This window comes from Paraburkholderia sp. CNPSo 3076, assembly GCF_026343935.1.
GTDB classification, from domain to species: domain Bacteria; phylum Pseudomonadota; class Gammaproteobacteria; order Burkholderiales; family Burkholderiaceae; genus Paraburkholderia; species Paraburkholderia nodosa.
Genome location: NZ_JAPMAL010000019.1, coordinates 120,707 through 136,904, shown reverse-complemented (window position 1 = coordinate 136,904; position 16,198 = coordinate 120,707). Strand labels below are relative to the sequence as shown.

Sequence of the window (16,198 nt, the reverse complement as noted above, 5' to 3'; positions counted from 1 at the left end):
CGAAAAAGGCACCCTCGGGAGCCTTTTTCTATTTCTCGCGCACGGCGGATCAGTGTCCGAAGAACGTATGCAGCCGCTCGACCGCTTCCTCCAGGCGCTCGTACGCCGTGGCATACGAGAGCCGCACGTACTGGTGCGGCGCGGCGACGCCGAAGTCCATGCCGGGCACCATCACCGTGCCCGCGTCGTGCAGCATCGCGCGGGTGAGCGCGTCGCTGTCGCCGGCGGCGGGGTGCGCGACGTTCGAACAGTCGGCGTAGACGTAGAACGCGCCGTCGGGCATCACGGGCACCGTGAAGCCGAGCGATACGAGCGCCGGCGCGATGAAGTCGCGGCGGCGCTTGAATTCGAGCCGGCGCCCTTCGTAGAGCTTCAGCGTGTCCGGCTCGAAGCACGCGAGCGCGGCATGCTGCGCGAGCGCCGACGCGCAGATGAACAGGTTCTGCGCGAGTTTTTCGAATGCGCCGACCAGCGAGGGCGGTACCACGAGCCAGCCCAGACGCCAGCCAGTCATGTTGAAGTACTTCGAGAAGCTGTTGACGGTCACCACGTCGTCGCCGAACGACAGCGCGGAGACGGGGGGCGTGTCGTACGACAGGCCTTGATAGATTTCGTCGACGATTGTGAAACCGCCGCGCGCGCGCACGCTCTGCACGATGCGCTTGAGTTCGTCGGGCTCGATCGAGGTGCCGGTGGGGTTCGACGGCGAGGCGAGCAGCACGCCGCGCGTGCGCGGCGACCACAGGCGTTCGACATCGGCGGCGGTGAGCTGGAAGCGCGCTTCCGGGCCGCTCGGCACGAGCACCGGCTTGCCTTCCGCGGCGGCCACGAAGTGGCGGTTGCACGGATAGCAGGGGTCGGGCATCAGCACTTCGTCGTCGCGGTCGACGAGCGCGGTACAGGCGAGCAGGAGCGCCGCCGAGGCGCCGGCCGTCACGACGATGCGCGCGGGGTCGACCGTGAGGCCGTACGCGTGCTGGTAGTGCGCGGCGATCGCCTCGCGCAGCGCGTGGATGCCGAGCGCGCTCGTGTATTGGGTGACGCCGCGGCGCAGCGCGGCGGCGGCCGCCTCGACGACGGGCTCGGGCGCCGTGAAGTCCGGCTCGCCAATGCCCATGTGGATGATGTCGCGTCCAGCGCGCTCGAGCTTCGCGGCTTCCTTCGCCAGTTCCATGACGTAGAAAGGCTGGATCTCGTCGACGCGCGCGGCTAGCCGCAGCAGCGGTTCGGCAACGGTGTTCATGCGGGTCTTTCCAGTACTGACAGATCACGCGGCGCGCGGGGCCGGGCGCTCAGGCGCACCCGCTTGCCCCGGCGGCTCGCGTTCTTACGACTTGCGGGCGTTTTGCGCTTCGGTGGCGCGCAGTTGCGCCGCGAGCTTGTCGAGCACGCCGTTCACGTACTTGTAGCCGTCCGAGCCGCCGAAGGTCTTCGTGAGCTCGACCGCCTCGTTGATCACGACGCGGTACGGAATGTCGACGTGATGCTTGAACTCGTAGGTCGCGACGAGCAGCACCGCGCGTTCGACGGGCGAAAGCTGCTCGATCGGACGGTCGAGGCACGGCGTGATGGAGGCGGACAGTTCGTCCGACTCTCGGATGACGCCGTGCAGGATCGCGTCCAGATGCTCGTGATCGGCCTTGTCGTAGCCCTGCGAACCGCGCAGCTGCGCGTCGATCTCGCCGGCGGGCACACCCGACAGCAGCCACTGATACAACCCCTGCGTGGCCAGTTCGCGGGAGCGGCGGCGCGCGCTCTTCATTGCTGTTCCTCTTCGTCTTCCTCGTCTTCTTCGTCGTCGTCATCGCCGCCGTCGAGCTGCTCCAACGCCACCGTCAGGTTCGCCATTTCCACGGCGACACGCGCGGCGTCACGACCCTTCTCGGTCATGCGGGCCACGGCCTGCTCGTCGTTCTCGGTGGTGAGCACGGCGTTCGCGATGGGCACGTTGAAGTCGAGCGAGACGCGCGAGATGCCCGCGCCGCTTTCGTTCGAGACGAGCTCGAAGTGGTACGTTTCGCCGCGCACGACCGCGCCGAGCGCGATCAGGGCGTCGAACTGACCGCTTTCGGCGAGCTTTTGCAGCGCCAGCGGGATTTCGAGTGCGCCCGGCACGGTGACGAGCAGCACGTCTTCGCCCGTCACACCGAGGCGTTCGAGTTCTTCGATGCAGGCGTCGGCGAGGCCGTTGCAGACGGGTTCGTTAAAGCGCGACTGGACGATGCCGATGCGCAGTCCGTCGCCGTCGAGGTTCGGTTGGTATTGTCCGATTTCCATGTGTTGTCCGTAAGTTCGGTTGAGCGTGGTGACGCGTGAAAAGAGCGCGATGCGACTTCAGGCGCGCGACGAGGCAGGGTCAGCGGCATCCGGCGGGCAGGGCGCTTGCGCGTCCCCGCCGGGCATCGGCACGAAGCCGGTGACCTCGAGACCGTAGCCCGACATGCTGCCGAGGCGGCGCGGCTTCGAGAGCACCTGCATGCGGCCCACGCCGAGTTCGCGCAGGATCTGCGCGCCGATGCCGTAGGTCTTGAAGTCCACAGGCCGGCGGGCGAGGGCCTCCGCGCGTTCTTTCTGGTCGAACGCCTTGAAGACGTCGATCAGGTGTTCCTTGGGTTCGCCGCAGTTGAGCATGACGATCACGCCCACGTCGCGCGAGGCGATCTCGCGCATGGCGACGTCGAGCGTCCACGAGTGCGTGGACGAGCCCGTTTCGAGCAGATCCAGCACCGAGAGCGGCTCGTGCACGCGCACGGGCGTATCGACGCCGGGCTTCGGCGTGCCGCGCACGAGTGCGATGTGCGGCGTGCGCGTGGGCTGGTCGACATACATGATCGCGCGGAACGGGCCGTGGGCGGTTTGCATGGTGCGCTCGGCCACGCGCTCGACGATCGATTCGGTGCGGCTGCGGTAGTGGATCAGGTCGGCGATGGTGCCGACCTTCAGGCCATGCTCCTGCGCGAACGCCATGAGGTCGGGCAGGCGCGCCATCGTGCCGTCGTCCTTGATGACCTCGCAGATCACCGAGGCCGGCGTGAGGCCGGCAAGCGCCGTGAAGTCGCAGCCCGCTTCGGTGTGGCCCGCACGCACGAGCACGCCGCCTGGCTGCGCCATGATCGGGAACACGTGGCCGGGCTGCACGATGTGCTCGGCGCGCGCGTCGTGCGCGACGGCCGCCTGGATCGTGCGGGCGCGGTCGGCGGCGGAAATGCCCGTCGTGACGCCTTCGGCGGCCTCGATGCTGACCGTGAACGCCGTGCCGTACTGCGTGCCGTTGCGGTAGGTCATGAGCGGCAGGTTGAGCAGCTTGCAGCGCTCCTGGGTGAGCGTGAGGCAGATCAGCCCGCGGCCGTACTTCGCCATGAAGTTGATGGCTTCAGGCGTGACGAACTCCGCAGCGATGACGAGGTCGCCCTCGTTTTCCCGGTCTTCTTCGTCGACGAGGATGACCATCTTGCCGGCTTTGAGCTCGGCGATGATCTCAGGGGTGGAGGCGAGCGTCATGTTGGGATTCTGGCTGGAAAGGCCACATTTTACGCCACGCGAGCGGGCGCGTCGCCCAGAACGCGGGAAGGCGCGAATCCCGTCTGTTTCACGCTAGTAACGCTATACGTTATTAACGTGAAACGTTACTATTCGTGCTTCATTTCGCGGGCGCGAGGCGTCGAAAGCACGCATCGCGGACCCACACCGAGGAGCAAAACCATGGCGCGTGAAGCACCGCTGGCCACCCCGGGCGAAATTCTGCACGAAGCGTGGCTCAAGCCCATGGGCATCAGCCAGTACGCGCTCGCCAGGGCGATTGGCGTGCCGCCGCGCCGCATCAACGAGATCGTGCTCGGCAAGCGCGCCATCACCGCGGACACGGCAGTGCGTCTCGCGGTTTATTTCGGCACCGACGCGCGCAGCTGGATGCAGTTGCAGGCCCGCTACGACACCGAAATCGCGCGCGAGGCGCTGGCCGAAGTGCTCGCGCGCATCACGCCGCACGCGCGCGCGACTCCCGCCTGAGCCGGCTTGCGGCGGGAGGCGCGAGCGCGAAGCGGCGAGGCGAGGCGTCACCGCAGGATCACGTCGTCGGCGAGTCCTTTCGTCAGTTCCAGCGCCTGGCGCTCGAACAGGCGCCGGTACAGGCCGTTTTCGCGGCGCACGAGCGCGTCGTGCGTGCCTTCCTCCGCCACGCGTCCGCGCTCGAGCACCAGCAGCCGGTCGAGCGCGCGCACGGTCGAGAGCCGGTGCGCGACGACCACGGTCGTGCGGCCCTCCATGAGCCGCTCCATGGCCTGCTGGATCAGCACTTCGCTTTCGCTGTCGAGGCTCGAGGTCGCTTCGTCGAAGATCAGGATCGGCGCATTCGCGAGGAACGCGCGCGCGATCGCCACGCGCTGGCGCTCGCCCCCCGAGAGCTTCACGCCGCGCTCGCCCACCAGCGTGTCGTAGCCGTGCGGCAGCGCCGTGATGAAGTCGTGGGCGCTCGCGAGCTTCGCCGCGCGCTCGATTTCGGCGTGCGTCGCGCCTGGCCGGGCGTAAGCGATGTTCTCAGCAAGCGAGCGGTGGAACAGCACCGGCTCCTGCTGCACGATGGCGATCTGCGAGCGCAGCGACGCTTGCTGCACGCGCGCAATGTCCTGGCCGTCGATCGTGATGCGTCCGCCGGACACGTCGTAAAGGCGCTGGATCAGCTTGATCAGCGTGGTCTTGCCGGAGCCCGAATGGCCGACGAGGCCCACGCGCTCGCCCGGCGCGATACGCAGCGTGAGGTTCTCGTAGAGCGCCCTGCCTTCCGCGTGGTCGCCGTAGCGGAACGTCATGTTCTCGAAGCGGATATCGCCCTGATCGATCACGATGGGCGGCGCATCACGCTGATCCTCGATGCCGAGCGGCGCCGCGTCGAGCGCGACGAGCTCTTCCATGTCGTTGACCGAGCGCTGCAGGTTGCGAACGTGCATGCCCACATCGCGCAGGTACCCCTTGAGCAGGAAGAACAGCGTGAGCGCGAACGTGATGTCGCCCACGCTTGCGAGACCGCGCGCCCAAAGCAGCAGCGCCGCACCGAGGATCGCCGCCTGCATGCCCACGAGCAGCGCACCCTGCACGCCGCCGTTGAGCGTGCCGCGCTGCCACGTGCGCCGCGTGCGACTGCTCCACTTCGTGACGACCCGCGCGAGCCGCGCTTCTTCGCGCGTTTCCGCGCCGAACGCCTTGACGACGGCGTTGCACGAAATGGCGTCGGCGAGTGCGCCGCCCATCTTCGTATCCCACTGGTTCGCGAGCCGGGCCGAGGGCGCGACGTAAAAGAGCGAGAGCGAGACCGTGATCGCCAGATACACCGCCGAGCCGATGCCGACCACGAGGCCCATCACATGCCACTGCACGGCGAGCAGGATGGTCGAGCCGACCAGCATGACGAGCGACGGGAACAGGGCGACGAGCAGCGTGTCGTTGAGCAGGTCGAGCGCCCACATGCCGCGCGTGACCTTGCGCACCGTGGAGCCGGCGAAGCTGTTCGCGTGCCAGTCCGTCGAGAAGCGCTGCACGCGGTGAAAGGCTTGCGTGGCGATCTCGCTCATCATGCGCAGCGTCAGCGTGATGATGTTGCGGTACGCGGCCTGGCGCATGATCGTGCCGCCGAGCCCGAGCGCCGTGAGCGCCCAGAACGCGACGACCGCCGCATGCCAGGCGGCGGCGCTGCTGGCTGCGCCGTCGTGCGTGAGGGCATCGACGAGCTGGCCCGCGTAGTGGGGCGTGAGCACGTCGGCGAGCGCGCCGAGAAGCGAGGCGAGCGCGACGGCCGTGACGCGCGCCGGTTGGCGCGCCCAGTGCCGGAAGGTGAAGCCGAGGACCTTGCGGAAGGTTTGTCCCCCCGATTCGGGTTTTGTATTTTGCTCTGTCATGGACAGCATGCTCCGGACGTGATGCCCGAAGACTCTCCTGAAGGAAGCGTGAAGCGTTAAGACGGAAAACGGGATTCGCCCGCCCGGGCATCGGTTGCCGGACGGCCTGACCTCGAATTCGCTGAATACGGCGCGGCGTCTGAAAACATGCCGCGCGGGACGCGCTATGGCAGCGCTGGAAGCGGGAAGGTTGCGTGACGCGACGCAACGTGCAATGTCACCCGGACCATCGGCATGGCGGCGCTCGTGTCAATCGTTGCCAACTGTGCCTCCTGGTTCGATTCGGGTGATGGGAACGCGGCACGCCGTGCGGCGAGTGCGTAGCGAAGGCTAGATTCTATCAGCGCCCCGGCGCGCGTGCTTGCGCGCGTCCGGGGCAGGCCTGGCGCCGGCCCGGCGGCTTTTAGTCTTGCGCGGCCGAATTGGCTGCCTTTTCCGCCGAGAGCATCCGTTCGACATAGCGCGCAATCAGATCGATCTCGAGATTCACCTTCGTGCCGGCCTGAAGATGCTTGAGCGTGGTGACTTCCACGGTGTGGGGAATCAGGTTGATCGAGAATTCGCAGCCTTCCGCGCGGTCGTCGACCGAGTTGACTGTGAGGCTCACGCCGTTCACGGTGATCGAGCCCTTGTAGGCGAGATAGCGGCCGATTTCCGCCGGCGCGAGAACGCGCAGTTCGTGCGACTCGCCCACGGGCGCGAAGCGCGTGACGGTGCCGAGGCCGTCCACGTGACCCGAGACGATGTGGCCGCCGAGGCGGTCGTTCGCGCGCAGCGCCTTTTCGAGGTTCACTTCGCCCGTCGCCGCGAGGCCCACGGTGCGGTTGAGGCTTTCGCGCGAAACATCGACGTCGAAGCCCGTCGCCGACTTCTCGATGACGGTCATGCACGCGCCCTGGATCGCGATGCTGTCGCCGAGCTGCACGTCGTCGAGGCCGAGGCTGCCTGCGTTGACGGCGAGGCGCACGCCTGCGTCGGCATCCGTGCCGAGCGGTTTGATCGATTCGATGCGGCCCACTGCCGCGACGATTCCGGTAAACATCGTGCTGTTCCTTGTGTTCAGTGCATCAGTGAGGGTCAGGCGTCTTGCGTCGTGACGACGCGCGCAAGAATGCGCAGGTCGCTACCGAGACGATCGACGGAATGAAAGGCGAGGCGCGTGCGCTCGTCGAGCGTCGCGGGCGCAGCGATGTCGATCATGCCGAGCGCGTTCGTGCCGAGCAGCGACGGCGCCACGTACACGAGCAGTTCGTCCACGCAGCCTTCGCGCAGGAGCGAACCGTTGAGCTTGTAGCCCGCTTCCACGTGCAGTTCGTTCACGCCGCGCGCGGCGAGCTCCGTGAGCATGGCCGGCAGATCGACCTTGCCTTGCTCGTTGCCAAGCGCGACGATTTCGGCGCCGCGCACGCGCAGCGCTTCGGCGCGTTCCTCGTTGCTCGCGTCGAGCGCCGCGCAGAACACGAGCGTGGGCGCGCCCACGAAGATCTGCGCGAGCGGCGAGGCGTCGAGCCGGCTGTCGATCAGCACGCGTTTGGGCTGGCGCGGAGTGTCGACGGCGCGCACGGTCATGCGCGGGTCGTCTTCCTTCACCGTGCCGATGCCCGTGAGGATGGCCGAGGCGCGCGCGCGCCAGGCGTGGCCGTCGGCGCGCGCGGCTTCACCCGTGATCCATTGGCTTTCGCCCGAGGGCAGGCCGGTGCGGCCGTCGAGCGATGCGGCAACCTTCATGCGCACCCACGGACGCTTGCGCGTCATGCGCGAAACGAAGCCGATGTTCAGTTCGCGCGCCTCGTTGGCGAGCAGTCCGCAACGCACGTCGATGCCCGCGTCGCGCAAAATCGAAAGCCCGCGCCCCGATACGAGCGGGTTCGGGTCTTCCATCGCCGCAATCACGCGCGCGACCTTCGCTTCGATCAGCGCGTTCGCGCAGGGCGGCGTGCGCCCGAAGTGGCTGCACGGCTCGAGCGTCACATACGCCGTCGCGCCGCGCAGGTCGTGCCCGCGCGCGCGGGCGTCCTTCATCGCCTGGATTTCGGCGTGATCCTGGCCGGCCGGCTGCGTGAAGCCCTCGCCGATCACCACGCCGTCCTTCACCAGCACGCAGCCGACGCGCGGGTTCGGGTCGGTCGTGTACAGGCCGCGGTGCGCGAGCGCGAGCGCACGCTCCATGTGGACGAAATCGGATTGCGAAAACATCGTCGGGCTTTCTCCCGGGCGGCGGTCAGATGGGGGCCGGCGAGGCGCGCGCCGCGCCCGCGGTCGTTGGCGTGATGTGTTATTGCGTGACGTTTTCAGCCGCGGCTTCCGCTGCGAACGCGCTGCGCGCCGCGGCGACGGTCTCGTCGAGGATCGCGTCGTCGTGGGCGCTCGACACGAAACCGGCCTCGTAGGCCGAAGGCGCGAAGTAGACGCCCGCGTCCAGCATGCGGTGGAAGAAGCGGTTGAAGCGCACGATGTCGCTCTTCGTGACCTCGGCAAAGCTGCCCGGCACCTTGTCCGCGAAATAGAGGCCGAACATGCCGCCCACCGAATCCGCCACGAACGGCACCTTCGTTTCGCGTGCCGCCGCCGACAGCCCCTTCGCGAGACGTTCGGTCTTCGCGGTGAGCTGTTCGTAGAAGCCGGGCGCCTGAATGAGCTGCAGCGTCTTCAGGCCCGCCGCGACCGCGATCGGGTTGCCCGAGAGCGTACCCGCCTGGTACACCGAGCCGTTGGGCGCGAGGTGATCCATGATCTCGCGACGGCCGCCGAACGCCGCCGCCGGCATGCCGCCGCCGATCACCTTGCCGAGGCACACCATGTCGGCCTCGACGCCGTAGAGCGCCTGCGCGCCGCGCAGGCCGACGCGGAAACCGCACATCACTTCGTCGAAGATCAGCACGCTGCCGTGCTTCGCCGTGAGGCTGCGCAGTGCGCCGATGAACTCGGGCGTGGCCTTCACGAGGTTCATGTTGCCCGCGACCGGTTCGACGATCACGGCGGCGATCTCGTCGCCGAACGCCTTGAACGCTTCTTCGAGCGCCGCGACGTTGTTGTATTCGAGCACGGTGGTGTGCTTCGCGATGTCCACCGGCACGCCCGCCGACGTCGGGTTGCCGAACGTGAGCAGGCCCGAGCCGGCCTTCACGAGCAGGCTGTCGGCGTGGCCGTGGTAGCAGCCTTCGAACTTCACGATGCGGTCGCGCTTCGTGAAGCCGCGCGCGAGACGCAGCGCGCTCATCGTGGCCTCGGTGCCGCTCGACACCATGCGCACCTGCTCCATCGACGGGACGATCTTGCAGATTTCCTCGGCGATCTCGATCTCGGCCTCGGTGGGCGCGCCAAACGAGAAGCCATTCGCGAGCACGCGCTGCACGGCTTCGAGCACTTCCGGATGCACGTGGCCGACGATCATCGGGCCCCACGAGCCGATGTAGTCGATATAGCGCTTGCCTTCGGCGTCCCAGAAGTACGGCCCCTGCGCGCGCTCGACGAAGCGCGGCGTGCCGCCGACCGAACGGAACGCGCGCACGGGCGAATTCACGCCGCCCGGGATGGTGCGCTGGGCGCGTTCGAAGAGGGCTTCGTTGCGGTTCTGCGTGCTGGACTGGGTGTTGGACATGAGTGCTGGACCTGCGAAAGTGGTGTGGCGCGCGGCGCTGACGGCGGGGCCGGCGTACGGACCCATGGGGCGCCGCAGGGGCGCGGGCGATGGGGCTGTTCTCTCGAAATTGTACCGGAGTCGCGCGGATCGGGCCGGCGCCCCAGGTCGGCCTGGGCGGTCCCCGCGCGGGCGGATCCGGCGCGCGTACTGCCTCTGGCTGCCTGCTATTGCCGGCGTTTGCGGGCTGGCGGCGCGAGGTGCGGCGCCGTGTCGCGCAGGTTGTCGTGCGATGCCTGCATGGCCGCGACGGCCGGGGCCGGTATGGGCCGCCGCCCGGTTAGCTCCGCCCAGCGTTTTTCCAGCGCGCCTTCGGCAGCCGGCTTGATGACGGTGCCCGAACTCTGAGCGTCCCAGGTCTGGATCGAAAACGGGTGCACGCGCAACTCGTCGCGCGCGACGGCCACTTCCTCGCCCGCGTCGACGAGCCAGTCGTAGACGAAGTCGATGCACAGCCGGTAGCCGCGCTTGTACGCGGCGTCCGGCACCTCGTAGGGCGCGCGCGTGACGTAGCCGGAACCGAACAGCCCGCGCGGCTCGGCAGCCACGCGGTGCAGGAACACCCGGTCGCCCGGCAGGATGCCGCGTGCGAAGCCGCATCCCCAGGTGTCGGCGACGGCTTCCCCGGCGCGCACACGGCGCGCGAAGTCGGGCAGTTCAGGCCAGGGCCATTTCTTGGGGCTCCAGATGAGCAGGAAGGCGGTCATGTCGGCAACGCGGCAAGTTGAGCGAAAGCGGGCAGCTTAGCGCAATGCCGCGACGATGCCGCATGCGGGGCGGCGGATGGCGGGCAAAGGGCGTCAGGTACAATTCGGCGGCACCGCGTTGCTGTTTTTGTCCGCTTTCGTCCGCTCCTGCAGCGACGGAAGAATCGGCCCATGACATCGAGACCGCGCGAGCCGCGCGTGTTTCGCCGCCACACACACCACATGTCCCATTCCCCGCGCCGCCGGCCCGATGGCCGGCTGATCCTGTTGCTGGGCGCACTCGCCGCCTGTGGCCCGCTCGCCACGGACATGTATCTGCCGAGCCTGCCCGCCATCGCGCAGTCGTTCGGCGTGAGCGCCGCCGCTGCGGCCTCGACGCTCACGAGCTTCATGGCCGGCTTTTCGATTGGCATGCTGCTCTACGGCCCGGTTTCCGACGCGTATGGCCGCCGCCCCGTGCTGCTCGGCGGCATTGCGCTCTTCACGCTGGCCAGCATTGCCTGCTGGCTCTCGTTCTCGGTGGGCGAACTCGTGGTCGTGCGCTTTCTGCAGGCGCTTGGCGCGGGCGCGGCCTCGGTGCTCTCGCGGGCCATCGCGCGCGACGCCCACGAGCCTTCGGATGCCGCCAAAGTCCTCTCGATGGTCGCGATCGTCACGGCGATCGGGCCGCTGCTCGCACCGCTGATCGGCGGACAGTTGCTGCTGATCGGCGGTTGGCGCGTGGTGTTCGTCGTGCTCACGCTGTTCGGCCTCGCGTGCGCCGTGGCGGCCTATCTGCGCGTACCGGAAACCTGGCCGCCGGAAAAGCGCGAAAGCGCGGCCGTGCTGCGCTCGTTCGCGGCTTATGGGCGCTTGCTGCGCGATCCGCTCGTCTGGGGGCACATGCTCTGCGGCGGCATGGCGTTCGCCGCGATGTTCACCTATATCTCGGCCACGCCGTTCGTCTATATCGAGTACTTCCACGTTTCGCCACAGCACTACGGCTTCTTCTTCGGCGCGAACGTGTTCGGCATCATGCTCGGCAACTTCCTCAACACGCGCTTCATCGGGCGTCTCGGCAGCCTGCGCATGGTGTCGATCGCTTCGGGTGTGAGCATCGTCGCGTCGCTCTTCGTCGCGCTCATGTGCGTGACGGGCTGGGGCGGCCTGTGGTCGATCGTGTTCGGCCTGTTCTTCGTGGTGAGCGTGGTCGGGCTGCTCGGCGCGAACTGCGCGACCGATCTCATGTACCGCTATCCGAAGAACGCGGGCGCGGCGGCGGCCGTATTCGGCGCGACGCAGCTCGCTCTCGGCGCGTTCGCGAGCGCCGTGGTCGGCTGGTTCCCGGGTATCTCGCCGTTCGGCATGGGCGTGACGATCGGCGTGTGCGGCCTGCTGACGTGGGCGGGGCGCGCGCTGGTCGTGAAGTGGCACGGCACGCCGGCGCCGGACGCGGCGCAAACGGCAACGCCGTGAGCCGTACGTTGGTACGTCGCGCGAAATGAAAATGGGACGCCTCGGCGTCCCATTTTTTTCATCGCCCGAATCAGCCGGCGAATGAGCCGACTTCAGTCGCGCGCCGTGGGCGAGGCGCCGTGGCTCAGCCAGTCGAGCACGGCCGATGCATCGTCGTCGGCATGCTCGCGCGCCTTTTCGACGGCGTTGCCGAGGTCCGCATCGGGCGAAGCACGGCGAATCGCCACGCCCACCGCGAGGATGTCGATCATCAGCAGATGCAGAATGCGCGAGATCATCGAAAGCTGCGATTCGCGCATCTCGATGTGATCGGTTTCGAGCGCCACGGTCGCGCGCTTGGCGAGCGGCGTGTTGCTCGACGTGATCGCGATCACCTTCGCGCCCGCCTGCATGGCGACGTCGAGTACACGCAGCAGTTCCGGCGCGCGGCCCGACTTCGACACGGCCACGATCACGTCGCCCTTGCCGAGCAGTGCGGCGGAAGCGGCCTGCATGTACAGGTCGCCATAGGCGATGGTCGGGATGCCGAAGCGGAAGAACTTGTAGTGTGCGTCCTGCGCGACGATGTGCGAGTTGCCGAGCCCATAGAACTCGATGCGGCGCGCGCCGTTGAGCAGCGTGATCGCATTCTCGACCTGCTCGAAGTTCAGGTGCTCGCGCAGTTGCAGGATGGCCGAGACGGTGTTGTCGAGCACCTTCGCGCCGAAGTCGGTGGCGGTGTCGCCCAGATGCACCTGGCTGTGGCTCACCGGAATCGTGCCCGTGAGGCCCGTGGCGAGCTTGAGCTTGAAGTCCGAGAGGCCCTGGCAGCCAAGCGAGCGGCAGAAGCGGATGACCGTGGGCTGGCTCACGTCGGCCTTGCGCGCGATATCGACGATCGGATCGTTGATGATCGAGCGCGGATGGTTGAGCGCGAGGTCGGCCACGCGGCGCTCGGCGGGCGTAAGCGCGTCGCGCATCTGGCGAATGCGTTCGAACACGGCCGACGAGCCGCCACCCGCGCGATTCGACAACTGCTCCGCGAGAATGGCCGAAACGCCGAGGAACGCCGGATACTCGGCCGTGATCACGTAGGTGGGCACGTTCGCGAGATAGGCGTCGAATCTGCCCTTCGCCTCGAAGCGCTGGCGGAACGACGAGCGCGTGAAGAGGTCGCCCAGGCGCGGCACTACGCCGCCGCCGATATAGATGCCGCCGAGCGAGCCGAGCGTCATCGCGATGTTGCCCGCGAAGCTGCCGAGAATGCCGCAGAAGCATTCGACGGTCTCGAGCGCGAGCGCCTCGCCGTCATGCGCACGCTGCACGACTTCGGCCGTGTCGAGATCGGCGGGCAGCTTCTTCTTGTCGCGGGCGGCGAGCGCGCGGTAGATCAGCTCGAGGCCGGGCCCCGCGCACACGCGCTCGAACGACACATGCGGCCACTTCTTGCGCGCGAACTGCAGCACGATGTCTTCGCGCTCGTCCTGCGGCGAGAAGCTTGCGTGGCCGCCTTCGCTGCCGAGCGCGATCCAGCGGTCGTCGGCGGGAATCAGGCCCGAGACGCCGAGACCCGTACCCGGCCCGAGCAGGCCGATCACGCTGTTCTGGCGGCGCTGGCCGCCGCCTACCTGCACGCGCTGCGAGTCGGTCAGGCCGGGTAGCGCCATGGCGAGCGCGGTGAAATCGTTGACGACCAGCAGCGTGTCGAAGCCGAGCGCGCGGCGCGTGGCTTCGATCGAGAAGGTCCAGTCGTGATTGGTCATGCGCACCTGGTCGCCGTCGACCGGATTCGCAATGGCGATGGCCGCATGATTCACGCGGCCGATCTTGTTGTCCTTCAGGTATTGCTGGATCACTTCCGCGACGCCGGGATACTGCGCGCACGGATACACGCGCACCTGGCCGATTTCGCCCGGACGTGTTTCCAGCGCGAAGCGCGCGTTGGTTCCGCCGATGTCGGCGAGCAGCCTCGGACCGTCGGCGTGCTGGCCTGCGCCAGGGGCGTTTTTATTAGGCGCACCAGTAGACATCGAGTCTCACTCCCTTGTCGTTCGCCAGCTTCGAGATGGCGTTGTTTTGTTCGGCCGCGGCGGCCTGTTGCAGCACTTCGAGCTTGCGCTGTCCCGCGATCAGCAGGAACAGGCGATCGACCTGGCGCAGCGCCTGCATCGACCACGAGACGCGCGCGTGGGGCGCGGCCTGCGGATGCACGGCCACGAACGGGCGCGCCGTGGTGATGGCTTCGTGCCATTCGGGGGCGTCGGCGAAAATCGAGGCCGTGTGGCCGTCCTCGCCCATGCCGAGCACGGCGACGTTCGGCAGCTTGCGGGCCGGGTCGGCATTGAGCGCGGCGACATGCGCGTCGAGATCCTGCGCCACGTCGACGAGCGGCAGGAAGTGCGCGCTAGCCGCTTCGTGCGTGAGCAGCGTCTCGCGCGCGAGGCGCGCGTTGCTCGCGGAGTCGGTGTCCGGCACCCAGCGGTCGTCGACGAGCGTGACGTCGATGTGCGCCCAGTCGAAACGGTGCGTCGAAAGGGCCTCGAGGAAGGGGCGCGGGCTCGTGCCGCCGGAGACGGCAAGCGTTGCACGGCGCACGGCAGTACCGGGCGCCGCTTGCTGAGCGGCGAGCGACGCATGTAGCGCGTCGCCCACGGCTCGCGCCAGCGCGTCGGATTGGACGCGCGGGTCGTCGAATACGTGAAGCTCGATCACTTCTCCTCCATGCTGCTTTTTTGTAGGTCTACGGGGTAGTTCATCTGTCCGGTCCGGCGTTGCGCTCGCTGTGCGCGCCGCCATGCAATCCCATCAATTCTCTTCTTCGAGCCAGCAGGTGTCGTGCTGTGCAAGCATCGCGCTCGCCGCCGCCGGTCCCCATGTGCCGGCCGCATACGGCTTGGGCGCGCGCGGCGTTGCCGCCCACTCGTTGAGGATCGGCTCGACCCACGTCCACGCCGCTTCCTGCTCGTCGCGGCGCACGAACAGCGCGAGGCGCCCGTTGATCACGTCGAGCAGCAGGCGCTGGTAAGCCTCCATCTGGCCTTCGCGGAAGAACTGGTCGAACGCGAGATCCAGATGCACGCTCGCGAGATTCATGCCTTCGCCGGGCTGCTTCGCGAGGCAGTAAAGGCGGATGTTCTCGTTCGGCTGCAGGCGGATCACGAGGCGGTTCGCGCCGGGGCGCAGCGCCGGCGCGCCGAGCGCCGAATGCGGCACCGGACGGAAGTTCACGACGATCTCGGCCACGCGGTCGGCAAGACGCTTGCCGGTTCGCAGGAAGAAGGGCACGCCCGCCCAGCGCCAGTTCTCGATTTCCACCTTCAGCGCGACGAAGGTTTCCGTGTGGCTCTCGGGCTTCACGCCATGCTCGGTCGCATAGCCCGGCACCGCCTGGCCGCGGATCACGCCCGCGTGATACTGCCCGCGCACGGCGACCTTGCTGATGTCGAGCGGGTTGATCGGCTTGAGCGCGCGCAGCACGCGAAGCTTTTCGTCGCGCACCGAATCCGAATCCATCGAATGCGGCGGCTCCATGGCGACGATCGAGAGCAACTGCAACAGATGATTTTGCACCATGTCGCGCAGCGCGCCCGTGTTGTCATAAAAGTCGCCGCGCGCTTCGACGCCCAGTTCTTCCGCAATCGTGATCTGGATGCTCTCGACCCATTCGCGGCGCCACAGCGGCTCGAAGAGCGCATTGCCGAAACGCAGCGCGAGCAGGTTCTGCACCGGCTCCTTGCCGAGATAGTGATCGATCCGGTAGATCTGGCCTTCGGCGAAGATCTCGCCCACGGCGTCGTTGATTGCGTTGGACGACTTGAGGTCGTAGCCGAGCGGCTTTTCCAGCACGATGCGTGAGTTCTCGTTCAGACCGACGGCGGCAAGCGCGCGGCAGATCGGCACGAACAGCGACGGGCCCGTAGCCAGATAGAACACACGAATGCCGGGCAGCGACGCGATGCCGTCGCGCAGATGCGTGAAGTCTTCGGCGCGCGAGAGGTCAAGCTTCACGTAGACGATGCGCTCGAGGAAGCTGGCCCACGCGTTGTCGTCGAAGCCGCCGTTCTTCGTCACATGCGGCTTGACGTGCTCGTCGACCCACTGGATGTACGCTGCACGATCCTCTTCGTGGCGCGCGACGCCCACGATCTTGCCGGCCTGGGCGAGCATGCCTGAACGGTGCGCTTCATACAGGGCGGGGAGGATCTTGCGCATCGACAGGTCGCCGGTGGCGCCGAAGAGCACGAACGTGAAACCTGAATCGATCTGGGTTTGCATGAGTCTCAGTCAGAGTCCTGGGGGCCGCTGCAGGTTACAACGGGTGCCCGCCTGTGTGGGCGATCGGGCGGCCGTAGTCCGATAAAATTTTTTTTGACACTGAATTGTAGTTTAACTACAATCCAAATCAAGAGGTAACGTTCATTCGATGAAAAAAGCGTGAAACGCAGGCAGCAAGGCGGTTAGCGCGGTTTCGCGAGCGGACGGAATGCCCCCTCATGTTAACGGAGAACAACGCGGGACTCAGCCCG

The 16,198-nt window shown here is 67.4% G+C and carries 14 protein-coding genes; 2 read left to right on the top strand and 12 right to left on the bottom strand.

Annotated elements, in window-relative coordinates; all coding sequences use genetic code 11:
- Nucleotides 1-49: 49 nt before the first annotated feature.
- The 4 genes from M3A49_RS22710 to ribBA form a co-directional block, all read right to left on the bottom strand.
- Nucleotides 50-1,243 (bottom strand): pyridoxal phosphate-dependent aminotransferase, encoded by a 1,194-nt coding sequence (locus M3A49_RS22710; RefSeq protein ID WP_266231129.1) that lies wholly within the window; start codon nt 1,241-1,243, stop codon nt 50-52.
- Nucleotides 1,244-1,327: 84 nt separating this feature from the next.
- Entirely contained in the window at nt 1,328-1,762 is a 435-nt protein-coding gene (nusB, locus tag M3A49_RS22705) for a transcription antitermination factor NusB (protein ID WP_028205233.1), read from the bottom strand.
- Nucleotides 1,759-2,277, bottom strand: a complete 519-nt coding sequence (gene ribH / locus M3A49_RS22700) for a 6,7-dimethyl-8-ribityllumazine synthase (protein ID WP_028205232.1) — start codon at nt 2,275-2,277, stop codon at nt 1,759-1,761. Before ribH ends, nusB begins: the two co-directional genes overlap by 4 nt.
- 57 nt (nt 2,278-2,334) lie before the next feature.
- Complete coding sequence (gene ribBA, locus M3A49_RS22695) at nt 2,335-3,501, bottom strand: bifunctional 3,4-dihydroxy-2-butanone-4-phosphate synthase/GTP cyclohydrolase II (RefSeq protein WP_266231128.1); 1,167 nt, start codon at nt 3,499-3,501, stop codon at nt 2,335-2,337.
- Nucleotides 3,502-3,702: 201 nt separating this feature from the next.
- On the opposite strand from ribBA, the gene M3A49_RS22690 reads away from it, so the two are divergent.
- Nucleotides 3,703-4,008, top strand: a complete 306-nt coding sequence (locus M3A49_RS22690) for a HigA family addiction module antitoxin (RefSeq protein WP_266231127.1) — start codon at nt 3,703-3,705, stop codon at nt 4,006-4,008.
- Nucleotides 4,009-4,055: 47 nt separating this feature from the next.
- On the opposite strand, the gene M3A49_RS22685 is transcribed toward M3A49_RS22690, so the two are convergent.
- The 5 genes from M3A49_RS22685 to M3A49_RS22665 all read right to left on the bottom strand — a co-directional run bounded on the left by M3A49_RS22685 (nt 4,056) and on the right by M3A49_RS22665 (nt 10,238).
- Entirely contained in the window at nt 4,056-5,891 is a 1,836-nt protein-coding gene (locus M3A49_RS22685; RefSeq protein ID WP_266231126.1) for an ABC transporter ATP-binding protein, read from the bottom strand.
- 403 nt (nt 5,892-6,294) lie between these two features.
- Complete coding sequence (locus M3A49_RS22680) at nt 6,295-6,933, bottom strand: riboflavin synthase (RefSeq protein WP_266231125.1); 639 nt, start codon at nt 6,931-6,933, stop codon at nt 6,295-6,297.
- Between the two features lie 35 nt (nt 6,934-6,968).
- Nucleotides 6,969-8,087 carry a bifunctional diaminohydroxyphosphoribosylaminopyrimidine deaminase/5-amino-6-(5-phosphoribosylamino)uracil reductase RibD gene (ribD, locus tag M3A49_RS22675; protein ID WP_254352049.1) on the bottom strand — a complete coding sequence of 373 codons (1,119 nt, stop codon included), beginning with the start codon at nt 8,085-8,087 and terminating at the stop codon, nt 6,969-6,971.
- 79 nt (nt 8,088-8,166) lie between these two features.
- Complete coding sequence (hemL, locus tag M3A49_RS22670) at nt 8,167-9,492, bottom strand: glutamate-1-semialdehyde 2,1-aminomutase (protein WP_266231124.1); 1,326 nt, start codon at nt 9,490-9,492, stop codon at nt 8,167-8,169.
- A 206-nt stretch (nt 9,493-9,698) separates the two neighbouring features.
- Complete coding sequence (locus tag M3A49_RS22665) at nt 9,699-10,238, bottom strand: hypothetical protein (protein WP_266231123.1); 540 nt, start codon at nt 10,236-10,238, stop codon at nt 9,699-9,701.
- Between the two features lie 222 nt (nt 10,239-10,460).
- On the opposite strand from M3A49_RS22665, the gene M3A49_RS22660 reads away from it, so the two are divergent.
- The gene (locus tag M3A49_RS22660) at nt 10,461-11,693 is read left to right on the top strand and encodes a Bcr/CflA family multidrug efflux MFS transporter (RefSeq protein WP_266231214.1); all 1,233 of its coding nucleotides are present in this window, start codon (nt 10,461-10,463) and stop codon (nt 11,691-11,693) included.
- Nucleotides 11,694-11,785: 92 nt separating this feature from the next.
- Here M3A49_RS22660 and M3A49_RS22655 read toward each other — a convergent pair whose 3' ends face one another.
- The 3 genes from M3A49_RS22655 to zwf form a co-directional block, all read right to left on the bottom strand.
- Nucleotides 11,786-13,702, bottom strand: a complete 1,917-nt coding sequence (locus M3A49_RS22655; protein ID WP_266231122.1) for a bifunctional transcriptional regulator/glucokinase — start codon at nt 13,700-13,702, stop codon at nt 11,786-11,788.
- Nucleotides 13,683-14,384: a 6-phosphogluconolactonase gene (pgl, locus tag M3A49_RS22650; RefSeq protein ID WP_028205206.1), complete on the bottom strand. Its 702-nt coding sequence runs from the start codon at nt 14,382-14,384 to the stop codon at nt 13,683-13,685. The genes M3A49_RS22655 and pgl overlap by 20 nt, the downstream gene beginning before the upstream one ends.
- 93 nt (nt 14,385-14,477) lie before the next feature.
- Nucleotides 14,478-15,947 carry a glucose-6-phosphate dehydrogenase gene (gene zwf, locus M3A49_RS22645; protein ID WP_266231121.1) on the bottom strand — a complete coding sequence of 490 codons (1,470 nt, stop codon included), beginning with the start codon at nt 15,945-15,947 and terminating at the stop codon, nt 14,478-14,480.
- Nucleotides 15,948-16,198 lie beyond the last annotated feature (251 nt).